Genomic DNA, 18622 nt, shown 5'->3' with positions numbered 1-18622 from the left:
AAAAAGACAATACGATGAAGAAAATATATCAGAAAATTGTAATAGGACTCATTGCAATGCTATGTGTGAGCCTATTCACCTCTTGTAAAAAAGAGTTGGACGTACAACAAAATTTCCCTTTTGAGGTAAAGGTATTGCCCGTGCCTAAAAGCATAGGTAAAACCGATACAGTAGAAATACGCTGTGAGTTGCGCTCTCCCTACCAATACGATGAGAACCGCTATTTTATTCGTTACTTTCAGTATGAGGGAAAAGGAAGTTTGCGTACCTCTCCACAAGGAGAAGTCTTACTTGTTAATGATGTCTATCCTCTTGCCTCCAAAGGAGCGTTTAGGCTTTACTACACTTCTGCCTCAGAAGCTAACCAGTCTTTCTCCGTTTGGATAAGCGACTCCTTCGGCAATGAACAAAAACTTGATTTTGAGTTTAATGTGAAGAAAGAGTAAAGATATAAAGCCAAAATCCTCCTTTCTCTTCCAAAACAAGCCTACTTCTAAAAGTGGGCTTGTTCTGTTTTACCTTTGCGCAAAATAATGCAAATGGAAGTAGTAGTTATAGAAAAATCTGTTTTTGAACAGATACAAAAAGATGTACAGCAACTCAACAATTCTCTGCAAGTGGTAATGGATACTTATAAAGGTATTTGGCAAAAAGAAAAGTGGTTGGACTCTCAGGAGGTTTGTCTGCTTTTGGGCATTAGCAAGCGTGCTCTGCAGTATTACAAAGACCAAAAGCTCTTGCCTTTCTCGTGCATCCACCGCAAGAACTATTTTAAGCGTAGTGATGTAGAACAGCTTTTAACCTCTAACCTTCAAAACCGATGAACTTACTCACAGAAACACACCAGGAACTAAGCTCTTACCTAAGTCAGCTTGAAAACCTTAAACAGCAAATGGACTTTATCCTTAAAAACTTCCGTCCTGTATTTGACGGCGAGGTATTTCTATCAGGGAAGGAAGTCTGTGAGTTGCTACATATCACCAAAAGAACCCTACAGCAATACCGAGATGATGGGCTATTTCCTTATATCCAAATTGGTGGTAAAATTCTCTTTAAACAAAGTGATATTCTAAAGATTTTGGAGGCTAACTATAAGAAATAGCTCCTCTTTTTATCTTTAATGGCTTTCTTATAAGGCTTCTCTTTATCCTAAACTAACAAAAAATCTATCTGTAAGGTCTTTCTTTTGCTTCTTTTCTTTCTCAAAGAAAAGAAGGCTGGTAGCACCAGCAGGCAGTTTAAGCCACGACAGGCAGTTAGTAGCACTGACAAGCATTTTTTATAACTGCTTGTCAGTGTTGTTGTTTATACAGCTAAGGGTTGTGTACGAAAGTCTTTGAGGTTGAGGAAAAAGCCTCTGTAAGGAGTGAGCCCTTCTCTAAATAAGTTCCAAAGTAGGGTGCTTCCCATCTGTGAAAGAGTGGCGTTAATGAACAAATCTTGCTTGGTTAAGGCTTCAGCAAGGGAGCAACTTGGGGTATTGTCATTATGCTCGGATTGCGTTAATAGTTCTCCAAAGGCTTGGGTAACAGTAGGTAGGGTGTCTATAGGGATAAAGGTATCACTATGAGGTTGCTCAATAGCTTGTAAAGTACCTAAAATCACTTGCCCTGAATGGGTGCTGTTGCCAAAATCTAACCAATACTTAGGGTTGTTGTGGTAGTGATGGGCTCGCTCTAAATGAGTGAGTACTTCCCCAATGTCAAAGCGTGTCTTTGCGCTATCTACACACGAAAGGTAAATACTTCCTCTCATTATTTCTTCTTCAGAGGGAAAGGTCTCAGTGCTGAATAGCTGTGTTTGCGCTCTCCAATCTGTACCAAAAAAGCGATTGATACGGCTTATTAGAGCAGTGGATTTGTATATTCCTAACTCACAAGCTGAAAAGAGTTGTCTGCCGAGATTGGCAGGACTTACAAGGTCGTTATCCCAAAGGGTTACCGATAACCCTGCGTGTCCTAAAGCAACCAAAGCGTGGTTGATACGTGCTAAAGCAGTGGCTACTTGTGAGCCTGTGCCTCCTGCTCCTATCAGATGTACTTTAATAGGATTGGTAGCGTTGAGCAAAGCTGTATCAGTAAAATGTACCCGCTCTTTGTGTGTTTGGGCAGAGGTATTGAAAGGGTTGAGGGTGTTTGAGGTGTTTAGGGTCTGTTTCATTGTTATAGGATTTGTTGTAAGGTGAGGTGATTGGGATTGAGCAGTTCGCAAGGAAAAGACTTATTACTTTGAGTGAGTTCCTGCCAAAGGGTTATTAAGGGTATTTTGGTTATAGGATATGAGCCTAATTGATGAGAAAAATAGCTATTGAAAAAATAATCTTCCCATTGGGTGATAAAGTCTTCTAAGCAAGAGGCTTTACGCTCATCTACCTGCACTGACCCCATACACACATTGCCATTTTCATAGACGTTAAAAAAAGGCGCATAGCACAGAGGTGTATTAAGGTGTGGCTTTTGGTTTTTCGGCAGAGCATATATCCAAAGGTTCTTGGGGGTAGCTTTCCACAACAGAGGAGGTAGATTTACTTCTTTGCTTTCTATAGCAAGGGAGGATGCAAAAAACAACTGCTTTTTTTGTTCTTTAGAGTACCAAACAGCCTGCCCCTCACCTTTATGGGATAGATGGAGCACCCTGCGGGGGATAATACCTTTAGGGATTAGAAAGGCTTGTGCTTGCTCTTTTTGGCAGGTGAGCGTTTTGGTAAGTGCTTGCGCTTGGTCGAGAGTGAGGGGTTGTGCGCCTGTAGGGTTACCATTGCTATCAAGGTGTAAGTACTCTACATAACTTTGTGGGTTGTAGTGGTTACTGTCTTCGTAAAAAACAAGTGCCGATGTAGGGCGATATACTTCCCCTACTTCTGGGGTGAGGTCTGTGTATTTCATTTTAAATGCGGTTTAAAAGGGTTATAAATTCGGTTAAGAGAGAAAAGAAACGTTGTTCAAAATCAAAGTTAGTAAGGGGTGTTGTTCTGTTGAAATGTTTGTAAATGGTAGGGAGTTCTATCTCACTACATTGGGAGTATTCTCCATTGAGCCAATCTAAAAGATAGGTATGGAATAGGTCGCTTTGGTCTTCATAGACAAAAGATAGGTATTTCTCTACCTCAAAAAGTTCCTCTTCACCTTGCTCATAGCCCTCTGCTCTGTACAAATGGGTATAGATAGAGTGGTTAGGAAAATCCTGCCACAAGGTATAAAAGGCTTGAGAGAGGGCAAGGCATTCGGCTTCTAAATCATTCTTAGGAATAAAGCGGGCTATACGTCTTTGAAAAAAGTCCAAATGGCAAGGGTTGCGTATCTTTTTGGAAAGAATAGTACCTATTTGTTGTGCCTGCTTTAAAAGGTGCAGGAGGTGGTCTTTTTCCGCTATTTCTTCATAGTCTTGGCTAATACAATCTTGCAACATTTCATAGGCATAAGCCACAAAACAATCTTCTTGTACATAGTTTGCTATAAAAGCACGTTGGTTTAGGTAGGCATATACCGATAAAAATAGTTCATAAAGTGGTTTGTTTTTATGTACTTTCAGAAGTCTATAAAGCGGTTGCAGAGGAACAAAAAACACTTCGTTAGGCAAATAAAAGCGTTCTTCACAAGAGAAAAAGGCATTGCCATTGTGGGCTTTCAATACTTTTAGTTCACAGAAAGTGCCTTTGGTATCTCTCTTTTTGATTTGCTCTTGGCTGTAAGAAAGGGCTAAGGCAATCCCGCAAGAAAGGTCGTACTGCTCTATGGGAAAAGGAGTAAAGCCGTAATGGTCTGCCATTTGAGCGAGGGAACACTTGAGAGTGGTTTTTAGCTGTGCCTGCTCTTCTCCACTAAAAACGATGTGCTTGCTTGAGTGATACACTTTAGGAGGAAAGGTCGTTTTTAGAAAACCATTGGCAAAAGAGTTTTCGGGGCTACTTGTTGCTGTTCTTGACGTATCTGTGAGCGGTCTTTGGAGCGTTGGACTGCTTTGGAAAACTCTCTTAACCTGCGGTAGAGTTCTCTCTGTGCTTCGCTTTGTATGGGTGCGAGGGTTTGTTGGGGTTGCTGTTGCATACATTTTTAGGTTGTTTTTTAGTTTTTGATAACTTTTTTAGTTTTAGCTACAAGCCTTGTTTTAAGCTGTTTTACAAGGCTCATAGCTTTAGAATTAATAGAGATTTAGCCTTTTGTACCCATTGTGATTTGTAAGGGATAGACAACGCTGTCTCCCTCTACATAAGGTGTGCCTGCTTTGGCATTGGTGAGCAGGGGGTAATGGGTGCTGTAAAAATTCTTGACTTGCTCTACTGACCACGATGGATTAGGGTCAGCAAGGTGAATAGTTTGTCGGTTTTCTTCAAAGACAAACATTCTTTTCAGTTGGGTAGCTATGAGCATAACAATACTTTTTTAGGGGTTGATACTTATTCTTCAAACAAGGTAGGAGCAAAGTGTGTGGATAGTTCTGACCTTTTTTTGCGGATTTTATCGGCATAGTTAGGGAACTCATCGGGAGGAGGTAGTTTTGACCACGCTTCTCGGTACTTGCCTTGCGCTTCTAAATCAGCTACTTTTTTCATAGCCTCATCGTATTTCTTTTGTTGTTTCTCGGCTTTTTCTTTCTCCATAGCTGATTGCCTTTGGGCTTGCTTTTGCGCCTCGATGTACTGCTCCATATTCACAAGCAGAGACGAGGTTTCTTCTAAGGGTTGGGTGATGCTTTGAAAAAAGCCTGCATCTAATTCTTCGGCTGTACCTCTAAGTACTAAGGGAGGCAAAAGGTGCTTGGCAGGGTCTGAGCATTGTTCATTCTCAAGCAATACCGATACAACAAGCTGGCTATTTGCTTCTTGAGTTATGACTAAGTGTAGTTTGCCTTGTATGGCTAACTGAGCAATTTGATTGAAAAAATGGGGTTCCATTGGATACTTCTTTTTTAAATTGATACTTCTGTTATATTGATTTTTTGCATTAGATAGTCGCTGTAATATCCGTCTTTGGTAAATAGATATTCATTTGTAATAAGGCTATTAGCAATAGCTTCGTCACCGATAAGTGTTTCATAACTATTTCGCAAACTACAAAATAGGTGGTGATTGATATTTTCTAAACTCTCTTGTAACCATTCCTTTAGAGTTTTTAAGGCTTCTTCTATACGTTTGTAGGTTTTATCGCCTAAAAAGAATTGGATTTCCAAATCTATATAATAACCTTGTTTAGGAATGTTAGTAAGTGCATAGTAGTCAATAGCACCAACTTCTATTAATTTGACAATTCTTTTAGGGATAGGGCAATTGTCAAACTCTAAGAGCAAGTTAGGGGCAATTTCTCTCCAACGCTTTTTAGAAATTCCATCTATCATTTTAGGAATATCTATGTAAGAGAAAAAACAGCTTCCATCACTTTGAGAATAAAAGCCATTAAAAAAGATTTGTTTAGGGTGTACATCAATACCGATATAGGTGCATAATGCTACAAAATCAATAAAATCACCCTCCCACCAATCTACATTATCTACATTGATGTATCTAAAGTGTTCTACGGCTTTTCTTTGAGAGGTTATAGATAACTCACTATAGGGGAATACATTTATGTTAAGTGTCTTCATTACTTCGTTTTTAAATTAATACTTCTGTTTTTATATCCTTATCTTTTAAGGGGCTTTTTTGATAGTGTTTTCTGTGTGATAACTCACAGTGTAGCCGTTTGCCTTTACGATAGCTTCTAAGGCTTGTCGGGCTTTGAGGGTTGCCTCTCGGTCTTGGTCGCTAAGGTTCATAAAGTGCAGTGGCTCAAAAGTTCGGATGATTATCCCTATATAGGACAGGGCTTGAGGATCAGTTGTTAGGGTTTGTTTGAGTGGTTTCATTGGGATACTCTTTTTTAGGTTAAACTACTTCTTGGGGTTCTATCTCAAACTCAATGCTTCTTTTGCTACATTGGGTTTGGTCGTACCATTGCAAGTTGGTTAGGTCGTCTTGGGTAAAGGGTAGCTTGTACCGCTTGCAATAGGCTTTTATCACTTCGATTGCTTTGTATTTGCTTGTGCATACTTGCATAAGGACACGGCTACTCAAGTAGTGCAAGCTATCGGTCTTATAGACTAAGTAAACGCTTTCCATAGGCTGTTAGGTTTTATTAAGGGTTGAGTTTTGGGCTTCTTTGAGTTGCTTTAGTTTAATATATAAGTCCTGCCAATAGGCTTTTAGTCTCTTGTCTAACGCCTTGTGGGTATTGTCAGTATGCTTATACCTTCTAAAGCTATCGGCTTGCGCTAAGGCTTTATCGAGGTCGGTTACCTCTATAGGTACGCCATTGAGGTCTGTTATTATCATTTTTCAAAGGTTTTAAAAAGTTCATCAAAACGGATGTCATCTGTCCAATACTCATCGGAGGAGTATTTTCCATAGGCTTTTATATAGAAATCATCGTATCGGGTAAATATGCTTCGGTAGATTTCTAAACGACTTTCAGGCGTATTGAAAGAGGCTAATTCCTCCTCAGTGAGTTCCACAAAAGCCCAAGTGCGTTCTTCCAAGAGGGACAAGTCGGGTTGTTCCTCATCGCTGAGGGTATAAAAGTCGGTTCTTGCCTCATAGAAACTAAGGTTCACAAAATCGGGGTCGCTCTTTAGGGTAGATACTTGTTGGGCTACTTTTTTCACTTTCTCAAGCCATTGCTCGGTAAGGGCGATAAGAGCAAAGTCGCAACTATCCCATTCGCTATTGGTATAGGCACGCACCAATAGGTATGTTGTAGGTGTTTTGCTGATATTCATTTTCTGTTCAATTTTAAAGGGTTATACATTTAGAAAGGCAAATCGTCCTCGTCTTCCTCTGCGACTTGCCCTGCTGTGACTTGGGGCTTTGGCAAAGGTGTTATGGCATTTGCGTTATTTGTCTCACTTGCAGAGGTATTAGGTGTTACTTCTGCTTTCTTACTAAAGTGGAATTTGATTTTGGAGGTGTGAAAGTTCAAGCCTGCTTGAGGTTCTCCCTCACGATTGAGCCACGCTCGTGCCGATACTCGTCCTTCCAATTCAACCAATGTACCTTTGGTAAGGTATGGAGCAACTCCCGTACTGAGCCAATAAGCACAGTCAAAAAAGGAGGTTTGCTGTACGTTTTCACCTGCTTTGTTTCGGTAGTTGTCGTTCACTGCTACAGAGAAATTAACGACTTGTTTGCCATTTGATAGGGTTTGCACTTGTGCATTTTCGGTAAGTCTTCCTACAATATTCATAAGCGTTCTATTTGTTATTAGGTTACTAAATTTCTACTATTTGGTCTATGCGCCCATAAAGATAGGCACGGAGGCTGGTGCGGTCGATAGCATAGTATTCATACCAAGTATTATACTGCTTTACAATGAACTTTCTCAGTACATCGGAAAAGTCAAATCGGTAGCCCAATAAGGGGATAGCATTTCTGAAAAAGCAGTTACTATTGACCGCTTGGGTAATCCAATTTTTCTCTGTTCGGGTGAGTTTCTCACCGCTATTGAGCTTTACACGGAGCTGATAGACTTGGCAGTCTTTCAGATGTTCTAAGGGACTTATTTCGTGAGAAACGAATTTAGTTGCGATACAGGATTCTTTTTTCATCTTGTTGCATTTTAGGAGTTTTATACGGCTTTACGGCTTGTTTGGACACGATACGCACGATTTTCGGCTTTTGGGTTGTCTTTTTCAAATTTTTTATTCGACAATGGGAGGAAAAGCGGTATTCGTTTCAAAAAACAATCTGTAAGAAGCGGCATTTTTCTCATATTTGACATTTTTTTTATTCGCTTAAAGGTCGGAATGAGCTGGTTTCGTTTCGAGTGCCATAAAAGGTCTGTGTTTAGCTTCTGCAAGGTTTTTCAAAAAAATACTACCCGCAGGACAACGGACAAGGGCTGGAGATTTTTTTGAAAACCCATCGGGCTTGACCTTGCAAGAAGCGTTAAGAACACAGAAATACCTTTGCACTCGAACAACGAACCGCCATTACGTGCCTTAAGTGTTTAAAACAGGGAAAATAGGTAAGCCTTAATGACGTATTTCTATTTGTGACAAACGAATACCCTTTTCCTTATTTGTTGAAGTCTTTTTCTCTTCTAATAGCTTTCTGTAAGGCAACAAAAAAAATCCATTGACACATCTCTTTTTGAAATGTTATCAATGGATTTCTAATTTTTAAAAGACACTGAGAAGCTATCCTATCTTTAAATTCTTTAATCGTTCGGCAGCAATTTCCATATCCTTGCTGATTTTTTCATTGGTGATTTTAGCATAAATCTGGGTGGTTTTGATATTCTTATGTCCCATCATCTTGCTAACACTTTCCAAGGGGACCCCTTCTGTTAAGAACAGAGTACCAAAGGTATGGCGTGCCCAGTGAAAGGAGATAGGTTTTTCACGAATGATGTTGCAATCTTTCATCATCTTTTTAATCAGGAGGTTGCAATTAGCATTGGAGGGTGTAGGAAATAGTGCCTCTGTACGAGTTGTACCCTCATATTTTTCAATAATTTTCTCGGCTATATCTAACAGACGTACATTACAGGGCACATCGGATTTCTGACGGCGTTTGATAAGCCATTTGTTGCCGTCAAAGAACGATTGTAAGTGACTTTTCTTGAGCTGCTTGATGTCAATGTAAGAGAAGCCTGTAAAGCAACTAAAAACAAATAGGTCTCGTACTAATTCAACAGAAGCACTCTTAGGGTGATATTGTAAAAGAGTTTCTACTTCCTCTCTAAGCAAATAGCCTCTGTCTTTCTCCTCCATAGAGCTTATGTAATTCTTAAAGGGATTGCGGTAGATAATACCTTTGTCTATGGCTATTTCTACCATTTTACAAAGGGGCATCATATAAACCCATATTGTGTTGTGAGTAAGACTTTTATTAACTCTAAGATAGAAGTCAAAATCGTTGATAAAGTCTTCTGTAAGCTCTTTGAAAGAAATATCACTTCTGCGGTATTTGTACTGTATAAACTCACTCAAATGAGTGTATACATTTTCGTATTTGTTGAGCGTACTATAACTTCTAACACCTTTTTCTACCATCAGGGCAAAGTCCTCTTTAAACTTCTCATAGACTTTTAGCAAGGAATCTTCCATTACTCCTATACCAAAGAAAGTAGCTTTTAGCTTCTGAGCAGTAACCACTCCCTCGTACTTCATCAACTCCTCATAATGAGTAACCATACGTGAACGAATCTCTTCTAGCTTGCGATTGAGCTGGGTAGCTTCCTCTGTTTTACCTGTTACTCTGCCATATTTCAAATCCCATTTCTGTGGAAGGATTTCAAGTTTGGTACTAAACTGAGCTACCTGATTGTCAATGGTAATACGCCCCATAATAGCAACTTTACCGTTCTTCTTTGGGGCGTTCTTTTTAAGGTAGAACAATACCTTAAAAGTTGAGCGTTTTACTTTTTTCATACTCTAATTTTTTAATTTGCGAAAGTACTTTTTATCAAGTTACTGTACAATATGAAAAAAGGTGTAAAACACTGAAATATAACCTATTAATAAAAATTATTTTTTCAAGGTATTAGGTAACGATTTAGAAACCTAATTTTGAAAAAGCCTGTCCAAATCATCTAAGACTCTGTCTTCTCTTATCTTCCTGTCAAAAAATTAATCCTCTTTGTATGAGCTAATTATATTATTTTTTGTAGTTTTGCATTTTAAATTCTATTTTTTGTAAAAAGAGTTGTTGCAGGGAAGGTAGGAGAGGGTGAGGTGTAAGTTTTGTTCATTGTTATTTGTTAATTGCTAATTAATTTGTACCTTTGCGCGCGTGATGAGTATGAAAATATTAGAAACCCCCTATGGAATATGCCATTTGAGCGTTGTTCCAGTACGCTTAGAGCCCCTTGAAGGAGCCGAGATGATTACGCAATTACTATTTGGTGAATTGCTGCAAGTGATTGATAAAGAAGAACATTGGAGCTATGTGCGCTTGTTATTCGACAATGTAGAAGGCTGGGTAGATAACAGTCAGTTTACAGAGATTTCGGATAAGGACTACAAAAAATGTCTTAAGAAGAAAGAGAAATACGCACATCGATGGCTTACTAAACTCCGTTTGAAAACAGGAGATGATCTCTTTTTGCACATACCCAAAGGAGCAACTTTCTCTCATAATCATCTTTTACACACTTCTCAATCTACCCAAAGAACTCCTCATCAAGGGGTAGTTTCCACCGCTTTAGAATATCTCAATGTACCTTTTTTGGCAGGAGGGAAAACTCCTTTTGGCATAGATGCTTCTGGTTTGGTACAAATGGTGTTTAAACTCAACAATATACATCTACCTCGCACTGCTGAAAAACAAGCGAAATACGGGGAACTCATTAGTTTTATAGAAGAATGTGAGGCAGGCGATTTAGCTTTTTTTGATGATGAAGAAGGAAATATCATTCACGTAGGAATTCTGTTAGGTGATAATAAAATTATTCATTCTTTTGGGAAAGTGCGAATTGATCGTTTGGATCATATAGGAATATTCAATAATGAACTTAGAAATTATACACATCAGTTGCGACTTTTAAAAAGAGTTGTATTTGATAAGAAATAAGAAAATAAAACATTGACTATTAATTTATTAATTATATGAAAATTGCTTTATTAGGATATGGTAAAATGGGTAAAACCATTGAACAAATAGCTGTTGCGCGTGGTCACGAGATTGTTTTGAAAATAGATAATGCCGAAACTCCTTATGACATTACTATAGCCGATGTAGCTATAGAGTTCAGCACGCCCAATAGTGCTTTTGCAAATATCAGCAATAGTTTGACACATAAAGTACCTGTGGTAGCAGGTACTACAGGGTGGTTATCCCAATATAACGAGACGGTGACATTGTGTAAAGCACAACAAACCGCTTTTTTGTATGCATCTAATTTCAGTATAGGGGTGAATGTATTTTTTGCTCTCAATAAAACTTTAGCTAAACTAATGTCAGGACTTAAGGAGTATGAGGTAGCTATTGAGGAAATTCATCATACTCAAAAACTCGATGCTCCTAGTGGTACAGCAATTACTTTGGCTGAAGGTATCATCGCAGAGACAGATAAAGCTGGCTGGCATTTAGATACCGCTGGGGAAAACGAAATCCCGATTGTAGCCAAACGCATTGATAGTACTCCTGGTACTCACATCATCACTTATAGCAGTGAGGTGGACACTATAGAAATCAAACATACGGCTCACAATCGCAATGGTTTTGCTCTTGGTGCTGTGCTGGCAGCGGAGTGGATTGTAGGAAAACAAGGAGTTTTCACGATGAGTGATGTACTTGGAATTAAGAATTGAAAATGATGATTATAGAATATAGTAATCAGTATTTTTATCTAGTTCAAGCAACAACATTACATAACTAAAATACAAGAAACTTATTTTCTTTAAGAAAAAGGCATTATCTTTGCAAACTCATAACTCATAATTTTTTAACTCATAACTAAAGAATGTATAAAATTATATTTTCTGATATTGATGGAACTCTTTTAAGCGGTTCACGTACTCTTACACAAAATACCATTCACGAAGTGAAAAAACTGAAAGACAAAATGCCTTTCATTTTAGTATCTTCACGTATGCCTCAGCAAATGTATCACATACAAAAAGATTTAGGTATAGCAGGTTTACCCCTTATCGCTTATAATGGAGGATTAGTACTCAATGGTGAAAAAGTACTGCACTCAGTAGTGATTCCTCTTCAGATATTGGAAGAGGTGGTTACTCTCAACGAAAAAGAGTTTGCTTCAGAAATACATATTAGTTTTTATTACAAAGATGAGTGGTATGTACCTCAATACGATCAATGGGCACAACGTGAAGAAACTATTACCAAAGTAACTCCTGTAGTACGTCCTAACCGAGAAGTGCTCACAGCGTGGCAACAAGCAGGACACAGAGCTCACAAACTGATGCTAATGGGTGAAGAAACTCTTATTGAGCGTATGTTCCAACTATTAAATGAGAAATATACTAAGGTAATGCAAATTTATCGCGGAAAAGAAACTTATATCGAATTATCAGACATCAGTATTTCTAAACTCACAGGGGTAAAAGTAGTTTTGAGCGAAATATACCATTTGTCGCTGAGTGAAGCAATTGCTTTTGGCGATAACTACAACGATTTAGAAATGTTAGAAGGCGTTGGCTGTGGCGTAGCAGTAGATAATGCACGCAATGAGGTGAAAGCCGTTGCCAAACATATAACATTACACCACTCAAAAGATGGTGTAGCCGAATTTTTAAAACAATTAAATAATTAATAATTAACGATTAAAGATTAAAGATTAAAGATGATATATTTATACATTTTAATTATTGCACAGCTCATCAATGGGCTATTTTTTTGGAAAGGTTATGAAAAAGCAGGTTACAGAGCGTGGCAAGCCTTTGTACCTTTTTATAATACTGTCATTTTTTTGCGTATCATCTCACGTCCGTGGTGGTGGGTCTTCTTGTTGTACTTACCTGTAATAGGCAATATTATGGTAGTAGTGATGACCTACGAGTGGTTACACGTGTTTAACTATCGCAAAAAACGCTATACCTTGCTTTCAGTAGTGACTTTAGGCTTGTTTGCTGCTTACGTAACTTATTTGCCCTCTACACAATATGTAGGTAAGGATGTAGAGGTAATCAAGAAAAATGTATCGTCGTGGGTAAGTGCTGTACTCTTTGCTGTGGTAGCAGCTTCGGGTATTCACACCTATTTCATACAACCTTATATGATTCCTACTTCTTCCTTAGAAAAAACACTTTTAGTAGGTGATTTCCTCTTTGTGAGCAAGTTCCATTACGGAGTGCGTGTGCCTATGACGCCTTTATCATTACCTATGGTACACGATTCTATTCCTATAATAGGTACAAAATCATACATCAAAACACCACAATTACCTTATTTGCGTTTGCCTGCTTTGCAAAAAGTACAACGAAATGATATTACTGTATTCAACTGGCCTACTGATACGGTAAGATACTTCCGTGATAATTCGGGTATTCACGTTGATAAACCTATTGATAAGAAATCAAACTATGTGAAACGCACGGTAGCTATCCCAGGTGATGTACTTGAGATAAAAGATGGTGATGTATGGATCAATGGCAAAAAAGAAATTTACCCTATACGTGCTAAACTACAAACATCGTATATAGTGGTAACACAGCCTAATTTGTTTAACTCTATAGAAGAAGTTTGGAGTGCTATGTACCAACAATTTGGTGTGACCGATCGCGCTTATCCTATCAATAACGATACCTATATTTTTTCTTCTCTTACTGACGATGTGGCAAAAGCATTAGCTGCTAATCCTAATATTGTATCTGTAACTCGCAATGTGAATAAGGCGGGAGTGTACAATAAGGCTATCTTCCCTCATAGTCCTGCATTCCCTTGGAATGAGGATAATTATGGTCCCATTACCATCCCTGCTAAAGGAAAAAGTGTAACACTTACTATTGAGAATTTACCTTTGTATAAACGCATTATCAGCGTGTATGAACACAACCAATTGGAAGTAAAAGGTAATGAGATTTATATCAACGGACAAAAAGCTAATAGCTATACTTTTAAACAAGACTATTATTGGATGATGGGTGACAATCGCCATAATTCTGAAGATAGCCGTTTTTGGGGCTTTGTACCTGAAGATCACGTATTAGGAAAACCAGTACTCGTTTGGATGAGTTTAGACCAAAACGCTTCAGGCTTTAAGAAAATACGTTGGAATCGTCTGTTCACCACTGTGAATGGTGATGGAGAGCCCGTATCGTATCGTTATATCGTGTTTGCTTTGCTCGGTTTGTGGTTAGCTTATAGTTTGCTGAAAAAGAAAAAAGAAAAAGAATAAATGGTAACACAAGTATTATTGCACCCCACTTATTTTCCTTCAATAGCTCAATTTCATTTGATATTGAACAACCCTTGTGTATTAGAAGTTTCGGATAATTATCAGAAGCAAACTTTGCGCAATAGGGCTTATATTTATGGTGCGAATGGTAAACAAGCCCTTAATTTACCTATCAAACACGTAGGAGGGGATACTGGCAGACAGCTGTTTAAAGATGTAAAGGTAGAAAATAATTTTCCTTGGCAACGATTGCATTGGAAGAGCTTAGAAACTGCTTATCGCACATCACCTTATTTTGAGTATTACGAGGACGATTTGGCACGTATTTTTGAAAAACAATATACTTATTTACTTGATGTAAACCTTGATACTATTGAAACTATTTTAGCGTGCCTATTGGTACATATCAATTTTGATAAGACAAAAGTGTATGAAGCCGAGCCTCAAGGAGTAAAAGACTATCGCTTTTTAAGTAGCGCTAAAAAAGAATACCCTATAACAATGCCTCCATATCATCAAATATTCTCAGATAAATATGGGTTTATTCCTAACTTATCAATATTGGATTTATTGTTTCACGAAGGACCTAATACCCAAGACTATTTGGCGAAGGTAATAGTATAGTGTAATAAAGTGTGCAACTACACATTTAAAGGTGTATAATTACACGTTTTGTTATAGGCTTTTGAAATAAGTGTTATAGTTAATTTTTATTTTAGTTATTGATAGTCAGTGTATTGAATGTTTTAGTGAATTAAACAAAAAGTTTGGCACAGATTTTTCTATATACTAAACAGAAAAATGCTAAATTAAACATCATCACCTTAAGTGTGATACTCATTAAAACAAATCTTGTGAAAAAGACTTTATTACTCAATGGTAATAGAATAACATTTTTCTAAACTGAAAAATTTTCTTCATTTTGGAGTTAGTAGTAGTATTTATATGCATTGTGAAAAAGGCTCTCTAAGAAATTAGGGAGCTTTTTTTATGCCTATTTACAACAAAAAAAAGACGCTCTTTAGCGTCTTTTTTATATTGTTAGTATTGTATGACTACAAATCTAAAATCAAAGGGATTAAAGTCTTTCACTAATTCAGGGATGAATTCCTTACCTTTCAGCAAATAGAAATCGGTGAAGTTAGCAAAACGTTCTTGTAAGATGTTATTAGGGAATAGTTCACTTTGCAAAATAGTAGTGCGCTCTAATTCCTCACTAAACTTCCTTTTTTGGGCTTTTAAAAGTCGTTTTTCAAGTTTTTCTAAACCTTTTAACTGTCGGACTTCTTGAGCTTTTACAGCATTCTTGAAAGTAACATCAGTGTGTTCAGCTAATTCATATAGATGAGTGAATTGCTGTTGGAGTAATTCCTTTTCAGGAGTAAAATCTATAGGAAATTCACTGAGTTGTCGTACTTTTTTATTCTTTAACTCTTCTGGTTTTAAGAATAAATCGTTTAGAGAAAGCTGTAGTTTTTCAATTTTCTCAGCTTGTCGTTGTGAAATGAGCATTGCCGAATTGCGCAACATCAGTATGGGGAAGGGTACTTTTTCCGTATTAAAAAATCCTTTTAATTCTAACCAATAAGCTATTTCTCCACCACCACCTATATAAGCCAAATTAGGCAATATCACCTCTTGATACAAAGGACGTAAGATAACATTAGGAGAAAACCGTTCAGGATAGGTATTGAGTTCTTCTAAAATAGCTTCTTTAGAGAAGTGAATATTTGTATCGTGTACCTCAAAACCTTCGGTGGTACGTATGATGCGGTGTCTGCCGTTAGGGGTGAGGTAGAACATATTCACCTCACGTGGGTTTACTTGCACAGGATAAGTGCTATTCACCTTTTGTAAAGCCTCAATACTTTTAGTTACTTCACAATGAGCAACACTCTGTAACAAATCATTGCTTATATAGGGGATAAATTCCTTTTTTAAAGCTTTGTCGTTACCATCGATTACCACCACTCCATAATCTTCAAATAGGGCATTTACTAAATAGCGAGTAGCTTCAGCTAAATTATTGTTTTTTAGATAGCTATCGCGGAAGAGAGCTCGCAATTCATCAGCGTTTTTACCCAATCCTATTGCTCTATCAAACGTTTGAAATACCGCTTCGAGTGTATTGGTAGAAAAGTTGCCCGTTGCTCCTGTTTGGTCGCTATTCCAACAGATGGTGCGATTGCTGAGGTGAAAATGGTTGATTTCCTCAAAATCGTGGTCTTCTGTAGCCATCCAATACACGGGAACAAAATGTTTATCGGGGTACTTTTCAGTGAGCTGTCTAACAGTATTAATTACTGAAATTATCTTGAAGATAAAATAAAGATGCCCTGTAAAAAGACTCAACTGATGTCCTGTAGTAACTGTGAACGTATTACTTTGAGCTAAAAGTTCTATATTTTTGAGTACTTTAGGGGTCGTTTTTAGCTCGGCGTATTGTGCTTTTAAGCTACTTACTAAAACATTGCGTTTTTCTTGACTGAAATTAGCTTCTTTTTCAGTTATTTGCTTTTCAAATTCTGTTATTGAAGGAAAGTGATTGTAGAAAGGGCGTAGTTTTTCTTGCTCATCTACATAATCGGTGATGAGCGTAGAGAAAAATCGAATATTGGAGTAAGGAATATAAGCGGAAATCATACGCTTGAGGTGTTTTTATTCGTCGTCTAATGAAGAATCGTCGGGGATGTCTAAACCGCCTACCCCTATTTCATCGTCATTATTGTTCATAAAGTCGTCGTCCTCGTCGAAGTTTTCCATTGTATCGGCTAAACGAGTACTTACTTTCACTAAATAGATAGTGTCCTCGGTGCGTACTTCTAAGGCATCAACGGTCTCATTTTTAGCGTTTTTAAAACGAATTACATCTGCATCAGTATACCCATCAGGGTATTTTTCTACTAACATAGAGAGAATCTCATTGGTTAGTTTGTTGTAGTCTACTATTACGCGTTTCATATTAATATTACTTTTCACGGGGCGAAAGTAAGTTAAATTTTATAATTACAAAATAAAAAACGTATTTTTTTTTAATTTGTAGTATCTTTGCCCTCGAAAAATGCTTATGATTTCTAAGAAAATTAAACTATGAGTATACAATTATTTTATCACCCAGCACTGCAATTAGATAGTACAAATTGCTTTTTTGATAAGGAAGAAAGCCAGCATATAGTAAAGGTATTACGCAAAAAAGCGGGTGATGTGTTACATATTACTAACGGGAAGGGACAACTTTTTGAAGCACAATTAGATTTTGCGTCTCCTAAACAATGTGAAGTAAGAATACTGAAATGCACTACCCAATCACCGCGTTCTTATTATTTACACTTGGTAGTAGCCCCTACCAAAATGAATGAACGTTACGAATGGTTTTTAGAGAAAGCTACTGAAATAGGGGTAGATGAAATTACACCTATTATTTGTGAACATTCTGATCGTACGACTATTAAAGTAGAGCGTTTTGAGAAGATACTTCTTTCGGCGATGAAACAATCGCTGCAATGTTATTTGCCTAAACTCAATGCTCCTATTGCATCAACTCAGTTTTTTAAAGCGATGAAGACAGATACTTCAGCAAAATATATAGCCCATTGTTACGAAAATGAAAAGCGGTTGTTCTCACGAACACTCACTCCGTTCCCTGAGCGTATCACAGTACTAATAGGACCTGAAGGTGATTTTTCAACAACTGAACTCAACACCGCTTTACAACAGGCGTTTGTGCCTATATCATTGGGTGATACGCGTTTGCGTACCGAAACAGCAGCCGTAGTAGCCTGCCATACAGTAGCTGTGCTTAATGAACTCCAATAGGATTAGAAACTCACCATAGCTTCGTAGAAATCGGCTTCATCAATGCCCATATTTTGGCATACCCATTTGGCAGCCTCAATGTAGCTTATTTGGGTAGCCGACGCATCGTCTAAGGGCAATTCACCTTCGGGAGTAATAAGGAAAGTTTCGCCATTGTGTGTTTCAAATAGGGGGGTGCGGTACTCCATTTTACGTATCGCCCTCTCGTTGTTTTCTACAATTGTTTTGAGAGCTTCATCTTCTTCGTTGTAAATAAGGATGCCTCCTTTAGTAATCGATTCTATAAAGTTGTGATATTCTTCTACTTTTCCATTGTTGATATCACTGATGAGGGCAATGGTAGGATGTAGCGCGGCACTGTTGTCTCCTCCTTCAAAAAGAACAAATTCGGTATCTGCAAAATGTACTTGCTTGCCATTAATAGGAGTTTCTAAACAATAACTCAAAGGTTGGTTATAAAAATCCATAGTGTGTAGCACACGTGCCAAACACTCTTTCTTACCCTTTTCACCACTGAGTACTACACGGGTTTTATTTTTGAAATATTCGTATAGAAAAGCATTAGGTGATATAGGTGAAAGCCCTAAGTTTTGAGCCAATAACAAATCGGGGTGAGTAGGTGATAGGTGAGGATCAGCAATTACATAATGAGTTTCAGAAGACAATTCTTCTGGTAAGGTAGTGATGTGGTGCTGTTCATTTAGAGCCATCATCAAGGGGCGCAAGTGAGTGCTGGGGGCTACTATAAAATGGATATTCATTGTATTGAAAGTTAATTGTTATAAAAAAAGCTATCCTATTAGGATAGCTTTTTTTGTTGTACCTGAGGAGGGAATCGAACCCTCACTCCGAAGAACACGAGTTTGAGTCGTGCGCGTCTACCAATTCCGCCACTCAGGCTTGCTTTTTAAATCGGGTGCAAAGGTACATAAGTTTTTTGAATATGCAAAAAAAAGCCTAACTTTTTTGCTAAA

At 37.8% G+C, this 18622-nt stretch carries 26 protein-coding genes and 1 tRNA gene; 9 read left to right on the top strand and 18 right to left on the bottom strand.

Translation table 11 applies throughout. The annotated features are described in order from the left end of the window. Positions 1-14: 14 nt before the first annotated feature. From CBG49_RS10490 to CBG49_RS10480, 3 genes are all read left to right on the top strand, one after another. A complete protein-coding gene (locus CBG49_RS10490) occupies positions 15-446 on the top strand; it encodes a TraQ conjugal transfer family protein (RefSeq protein ID WP_016479320.1) in 432 nt (143 codons plus the stop codon). 93 nt (positions 447-539) lie between these two features. Then, positions 540-824 (top strand): helix-turn-helix domain-containing protein, encoded by a 285-nt coding sequence (locus CBG49_RS10485; RefSeq protein ID WP_016479319.1) that lies wholly within the window; start codon positions 540-542, stop codon positions 822-824. Beyond that, complete coding sequence (locus CBG49_RS10480) at positions 821-1102, top strand: helix-turn-helix domain-containing protein (protein WP_009750747.1); 282 nt, start codon at positions 821-823, stop codon at positions 1100-1102. The genes CBG49_RS10485 and CBG49_RS10480 overlap by 4 nt, the downstream gene beginning before the upstream one ends. Before the next feature lie 42 nt (positions 1103-1144). Here the strand turns inward: CBG49_RS10480 and CBG49_RS16305 are convergent, their stop codons facing one another. From CBG49_RS16305 to CBG49_RS10410, 14 genes are all read right to left on the bottom strand, one after another. Further along, entirely contained in the window at positions 1145-1276 is a 132-nt protein-coding gene (locus tag CBG49_RS16305; protein ID WP_016479317.1) for a hypothetical protein, read from the bottom strand. A 29-nt stretch (positions 1277-1305) separates the two neighbouring features. Next, positions 1306-2160, bottom strand: a complete 855-nt coding sequence (locus tag CBG49_RS10475) for a PRTRC system ThiF family protein (RefSeq protein ID WP_088594431.1) — start codon at positions 2158-2160, stop codon at positions 1306-1308. Positions 2161-2162: 2 nt separating this feature from the next. Further along, on the bottom strand, positions 2163-2885 hold the full coding sequence (locus CBG49_RS10470) for a PRTRC system protein B (RefSeq protein ID WP_016479315.1): 723 nt from the start codon (positions 2883-2885) through the stop codon (positions 2163-2165). Position 2886: 1 nt separating this feature from the next. Next, the gene (locus CBG49_RS10465; protein ID WP_016479314.1) at positions 2887-4050 is read right to left on the bottom strand and encodes a hypothetical protein; all 1164 of its coding nucleotides are present in this window, start codon (positions 4048-4050) and stop codon (positions 2887-2889) included. Between the two features lie 101 nt (positions 4051-4151). Then, the gene (locus tag CBG49_RS10460; RefSeq protein ID WP_009744763.1) at positions 4152-4370 is read right to left on the bottom strand and encodes a PRTRC system protein C; all 219 of its coding nucleotides are present in this window, start codon (positions 4368-4370) and stop codon (positions 4152-4154) included. A gap of 26 nt (positions 4371-4396) precedes the next feature. Next, complete coding sequence (locus CBG49_RS10455) at positions 4397-4894, bottom strand: PRTRC system protein E (protein WP_016479313.1); 498 nt, start codon at positions 4892-4894, stop codon at positions 4397-4399. A gap of 14 nt (positions 4895-4908) precedes the next feature. After that, entirely contained in the window at positions 4909-5580 is a 672-nt protein-coding gene (locus CBG49_RS10450) for a hypothetical protein (protein WP_016479312.1), read from the bottom strand. Positions 5581-5625: 45 nt separating this feature from the next. Then, the gene (locus CBG49_RS10445) at positions 5626-5841 is read right to left on the bottom strand and encodes a hypothetical protein (protein ID WP_016479311.1); all 216 of its coding nucleotides are present in this window, start codon (positions 5839-5841) and stop codon (positions 5626-5628) included. Positions 5842-5860: 19 nt separating this feature from the next. Beyond that, positions 5861-6094, bottom strand: a complete 234-nt coding sequence (locus CBG49_RS10440; protein ID WP_016479310.1) for a hypothetical protein — start codon at positions 6092-6094, stop codon at positions 5861-5863. Positions 6095-6100: 6 nt separating this feature from the next. Continuing rightward, positions 6101-6307, bottom strand: coding sequence for a hypothetical protein (locus CBG49_RS10435; RefSeq protein ID WP_016479309.1), 207 nt, complete (start codon positions 6305-6307; stop codon positions 6101-6103). Beyond that, positions 6304-6750: a hypothetical protein gene (locus tag CBG49_RS10430; protein ID WP_016479308.1), complete on the bottom strand. Its 447-nt coding sequence runs from the start codon at positions 6748-6750 to the stop codon at positions 6304-6306. Before CBG49_RS10430 ends, CBG49_RS10435 begins: the two co-directional genes overlap by 4 nt. A 29-nt stretch (positions 6751-6779) precedes the next feature. Continuing rightward, positions 6780-7214, bottom strand: coding sequence for a single-stranded DNA-binding protein (locus tag CBG49_RS10425; RefSeq protein WP_009413225.1), 435 nt, complete (start codon positions 7212-7214; stop codon positions 6780-6782). 25 nt (positions 7215-7239) lie between these two features. Continuing rightward, complete coding sequence (locus CBG49_RS10420) at positions 7240-7575, bottom strand: hypothetical protein (RefSeq protein ID WP_016479307.1); 336 nt, start codon at positions 7573-7575, stop codon at positions 7240-7242. Positions 7576-8166: 591 nt separating this feature from the next. Further along, positions 8167-9402 (bottom strand): site-specific integrase, encoded by a 1236-nt coding sequence (locus CBG49_RS10410; protein WP_016479306.1) that lies wholly within the window; start codon positions 9400-9402, stop codon positions 8167-8169. 364 nt (positions 9403-9766) lie between these two features. Here CBG49_RS10410 and CBG49_RS10405 point away from each other — a divergent pair, with 364 nt between their 5' ends. The 5 genes from CBG49_RS10405 (at position 9767) to CBG49_RS10385 (ending at position 14456) form a co-directional block, all read left to right on the top strand. After that, on the top strand, positions 9767-10543 hold the full coding sequence (locus CBG49_RS10405) for a C40 family peptidase (RefSeq protein ID WP_009412148.1): 777 nt from the start codon (positions 9767-9769) through the stop codon (positions 10541-10543). 35 nt (positions 10544-10578) lie between these two features. Next, entirely contained in the window at positions 10579-11283 is a 705-nt protein-coding gene (gene dapB / locus CBG49_RS10400) for a 4-hydroxy-tetrahydrodipicolinate reductase (RefSeq protein WP_088594430.1), read from the top strand. 152 nt (positions 11284-11435) lie between these two features. Next, positions 11436-12248: a Cof-type HAD-IIB family hydrolase gene (locus CBG49_RS10395; RefSeq protein WP_088594429.1), complete on the top strand. Its 813-nt coding sequence runs from the start codon at positions 11436-11438 to the stop codon at positions 12246-12248. Positions 12249-12278: 30 nt separating this feature from the next. Continuing rightward, the gene (gene lepB, locus CBG49_RS10390) at positions 12279-13832 is read left to right on the top strand and encodes a signal peptidase I (protein ID WP_088594428.1); all 1554 of its coding nucleotides are present in this window, start codon (positions 12279-12281) and stop codon (positions 13830-13832) included. Further along, complete coding sequence (locus CBG49_RS10385) at positions 13833-14456, top strand: WbqC family protein (protein ID WP_009412144.1); 624 nt, start codon at positions 13833-13835, stop codon at positions 14454-14456. It begins immediately after the preceding gene. Positions 14457-14873: 417 nt separating this feature from the next. Here CBG49_RS10385 and bshC read toward each other — a convergent pair whose 3' ends face one another. Next, positions 14874-16475: a bacillithiol biosynthesis cysteine-adding enzyme BshC gene (bshC, locus tag CBG49_RS10380; protein ID WP_088594427.1), complete on the bottom strand. Its 1602-nt coding sequence runs from the start codon at positions 16473-16475 to the stop codon at positions 14874-14876. A gap of 15 nt (positions 16476-16490) precedes the next feature. Next, positions 16491-16793 (bottom strand): hypothetical protein, encoded by a 303-nt coding sequence (locus CBG49_RS10375; RefSeq protein ID WP_002681550.1) that lies wholly within the window; start codon positions 16791-16793, stop codon positions 16491-16493. 129 nt (positions 16794-16922) lie between these two features. On the opposite strand from CBG49_RS10375, the gene CBG49_RS10370 reads away from it, so the two are divergent. Continuing rightward, positions 16923-17648: a 16S rRNA (uracil(1498)-N(3))-methyltransferase gene (locus CBG49_RS10370; RefSeq protein WP_088594426.1), complete on the top strand. Its 726-nt coding sequence runs from the start codon at positions 16923-16925 to the stop codon at positions 17646-17648. Positions 17649-17650: 2 nt separating this feature from the next. Here the strand turns inward: CBG49_RS10370 and CBG49_RS10365 are convergent, their stop codons facing one another. Together CBG49_RS10365 and CBG49_RS10360 are read right to left on the bottom strand one after the other, a co-directional pair. Beyond that, on the bottom strand, positions 17651-18409 hold the full coding sequence (locus CBG49_RS10365) for a Mur ligase (protein ID WP_088594425.1): 759 nt from the start codon (positions 18407-18409) through the stop codon (positions 17651-17653). A gap of 59 nt (positions 18410-18468) precedes the next feature. After that, positions 18469-18548 (bottom strand) — tRNA-Leu (locus CBG49_RS10360). Positions 18549-18622: the final 74 nt, after the last annotated feature.

The organism is Capnocytophaga endodontalis, from assembly GCF_002209445.1.
Classification (GTDB): domain Bacteria; phylum Bacteroidota; class Bacteroidia; order Flavobacteriales; family Flavobacteriaceae; genus Capnocytophaga; species Capnocytophaga periodontitidis.
Note: the sequence above shows the minus strand (reverse complement) of the source record. Positions and strands in the feature narration are given on the sequence as shown.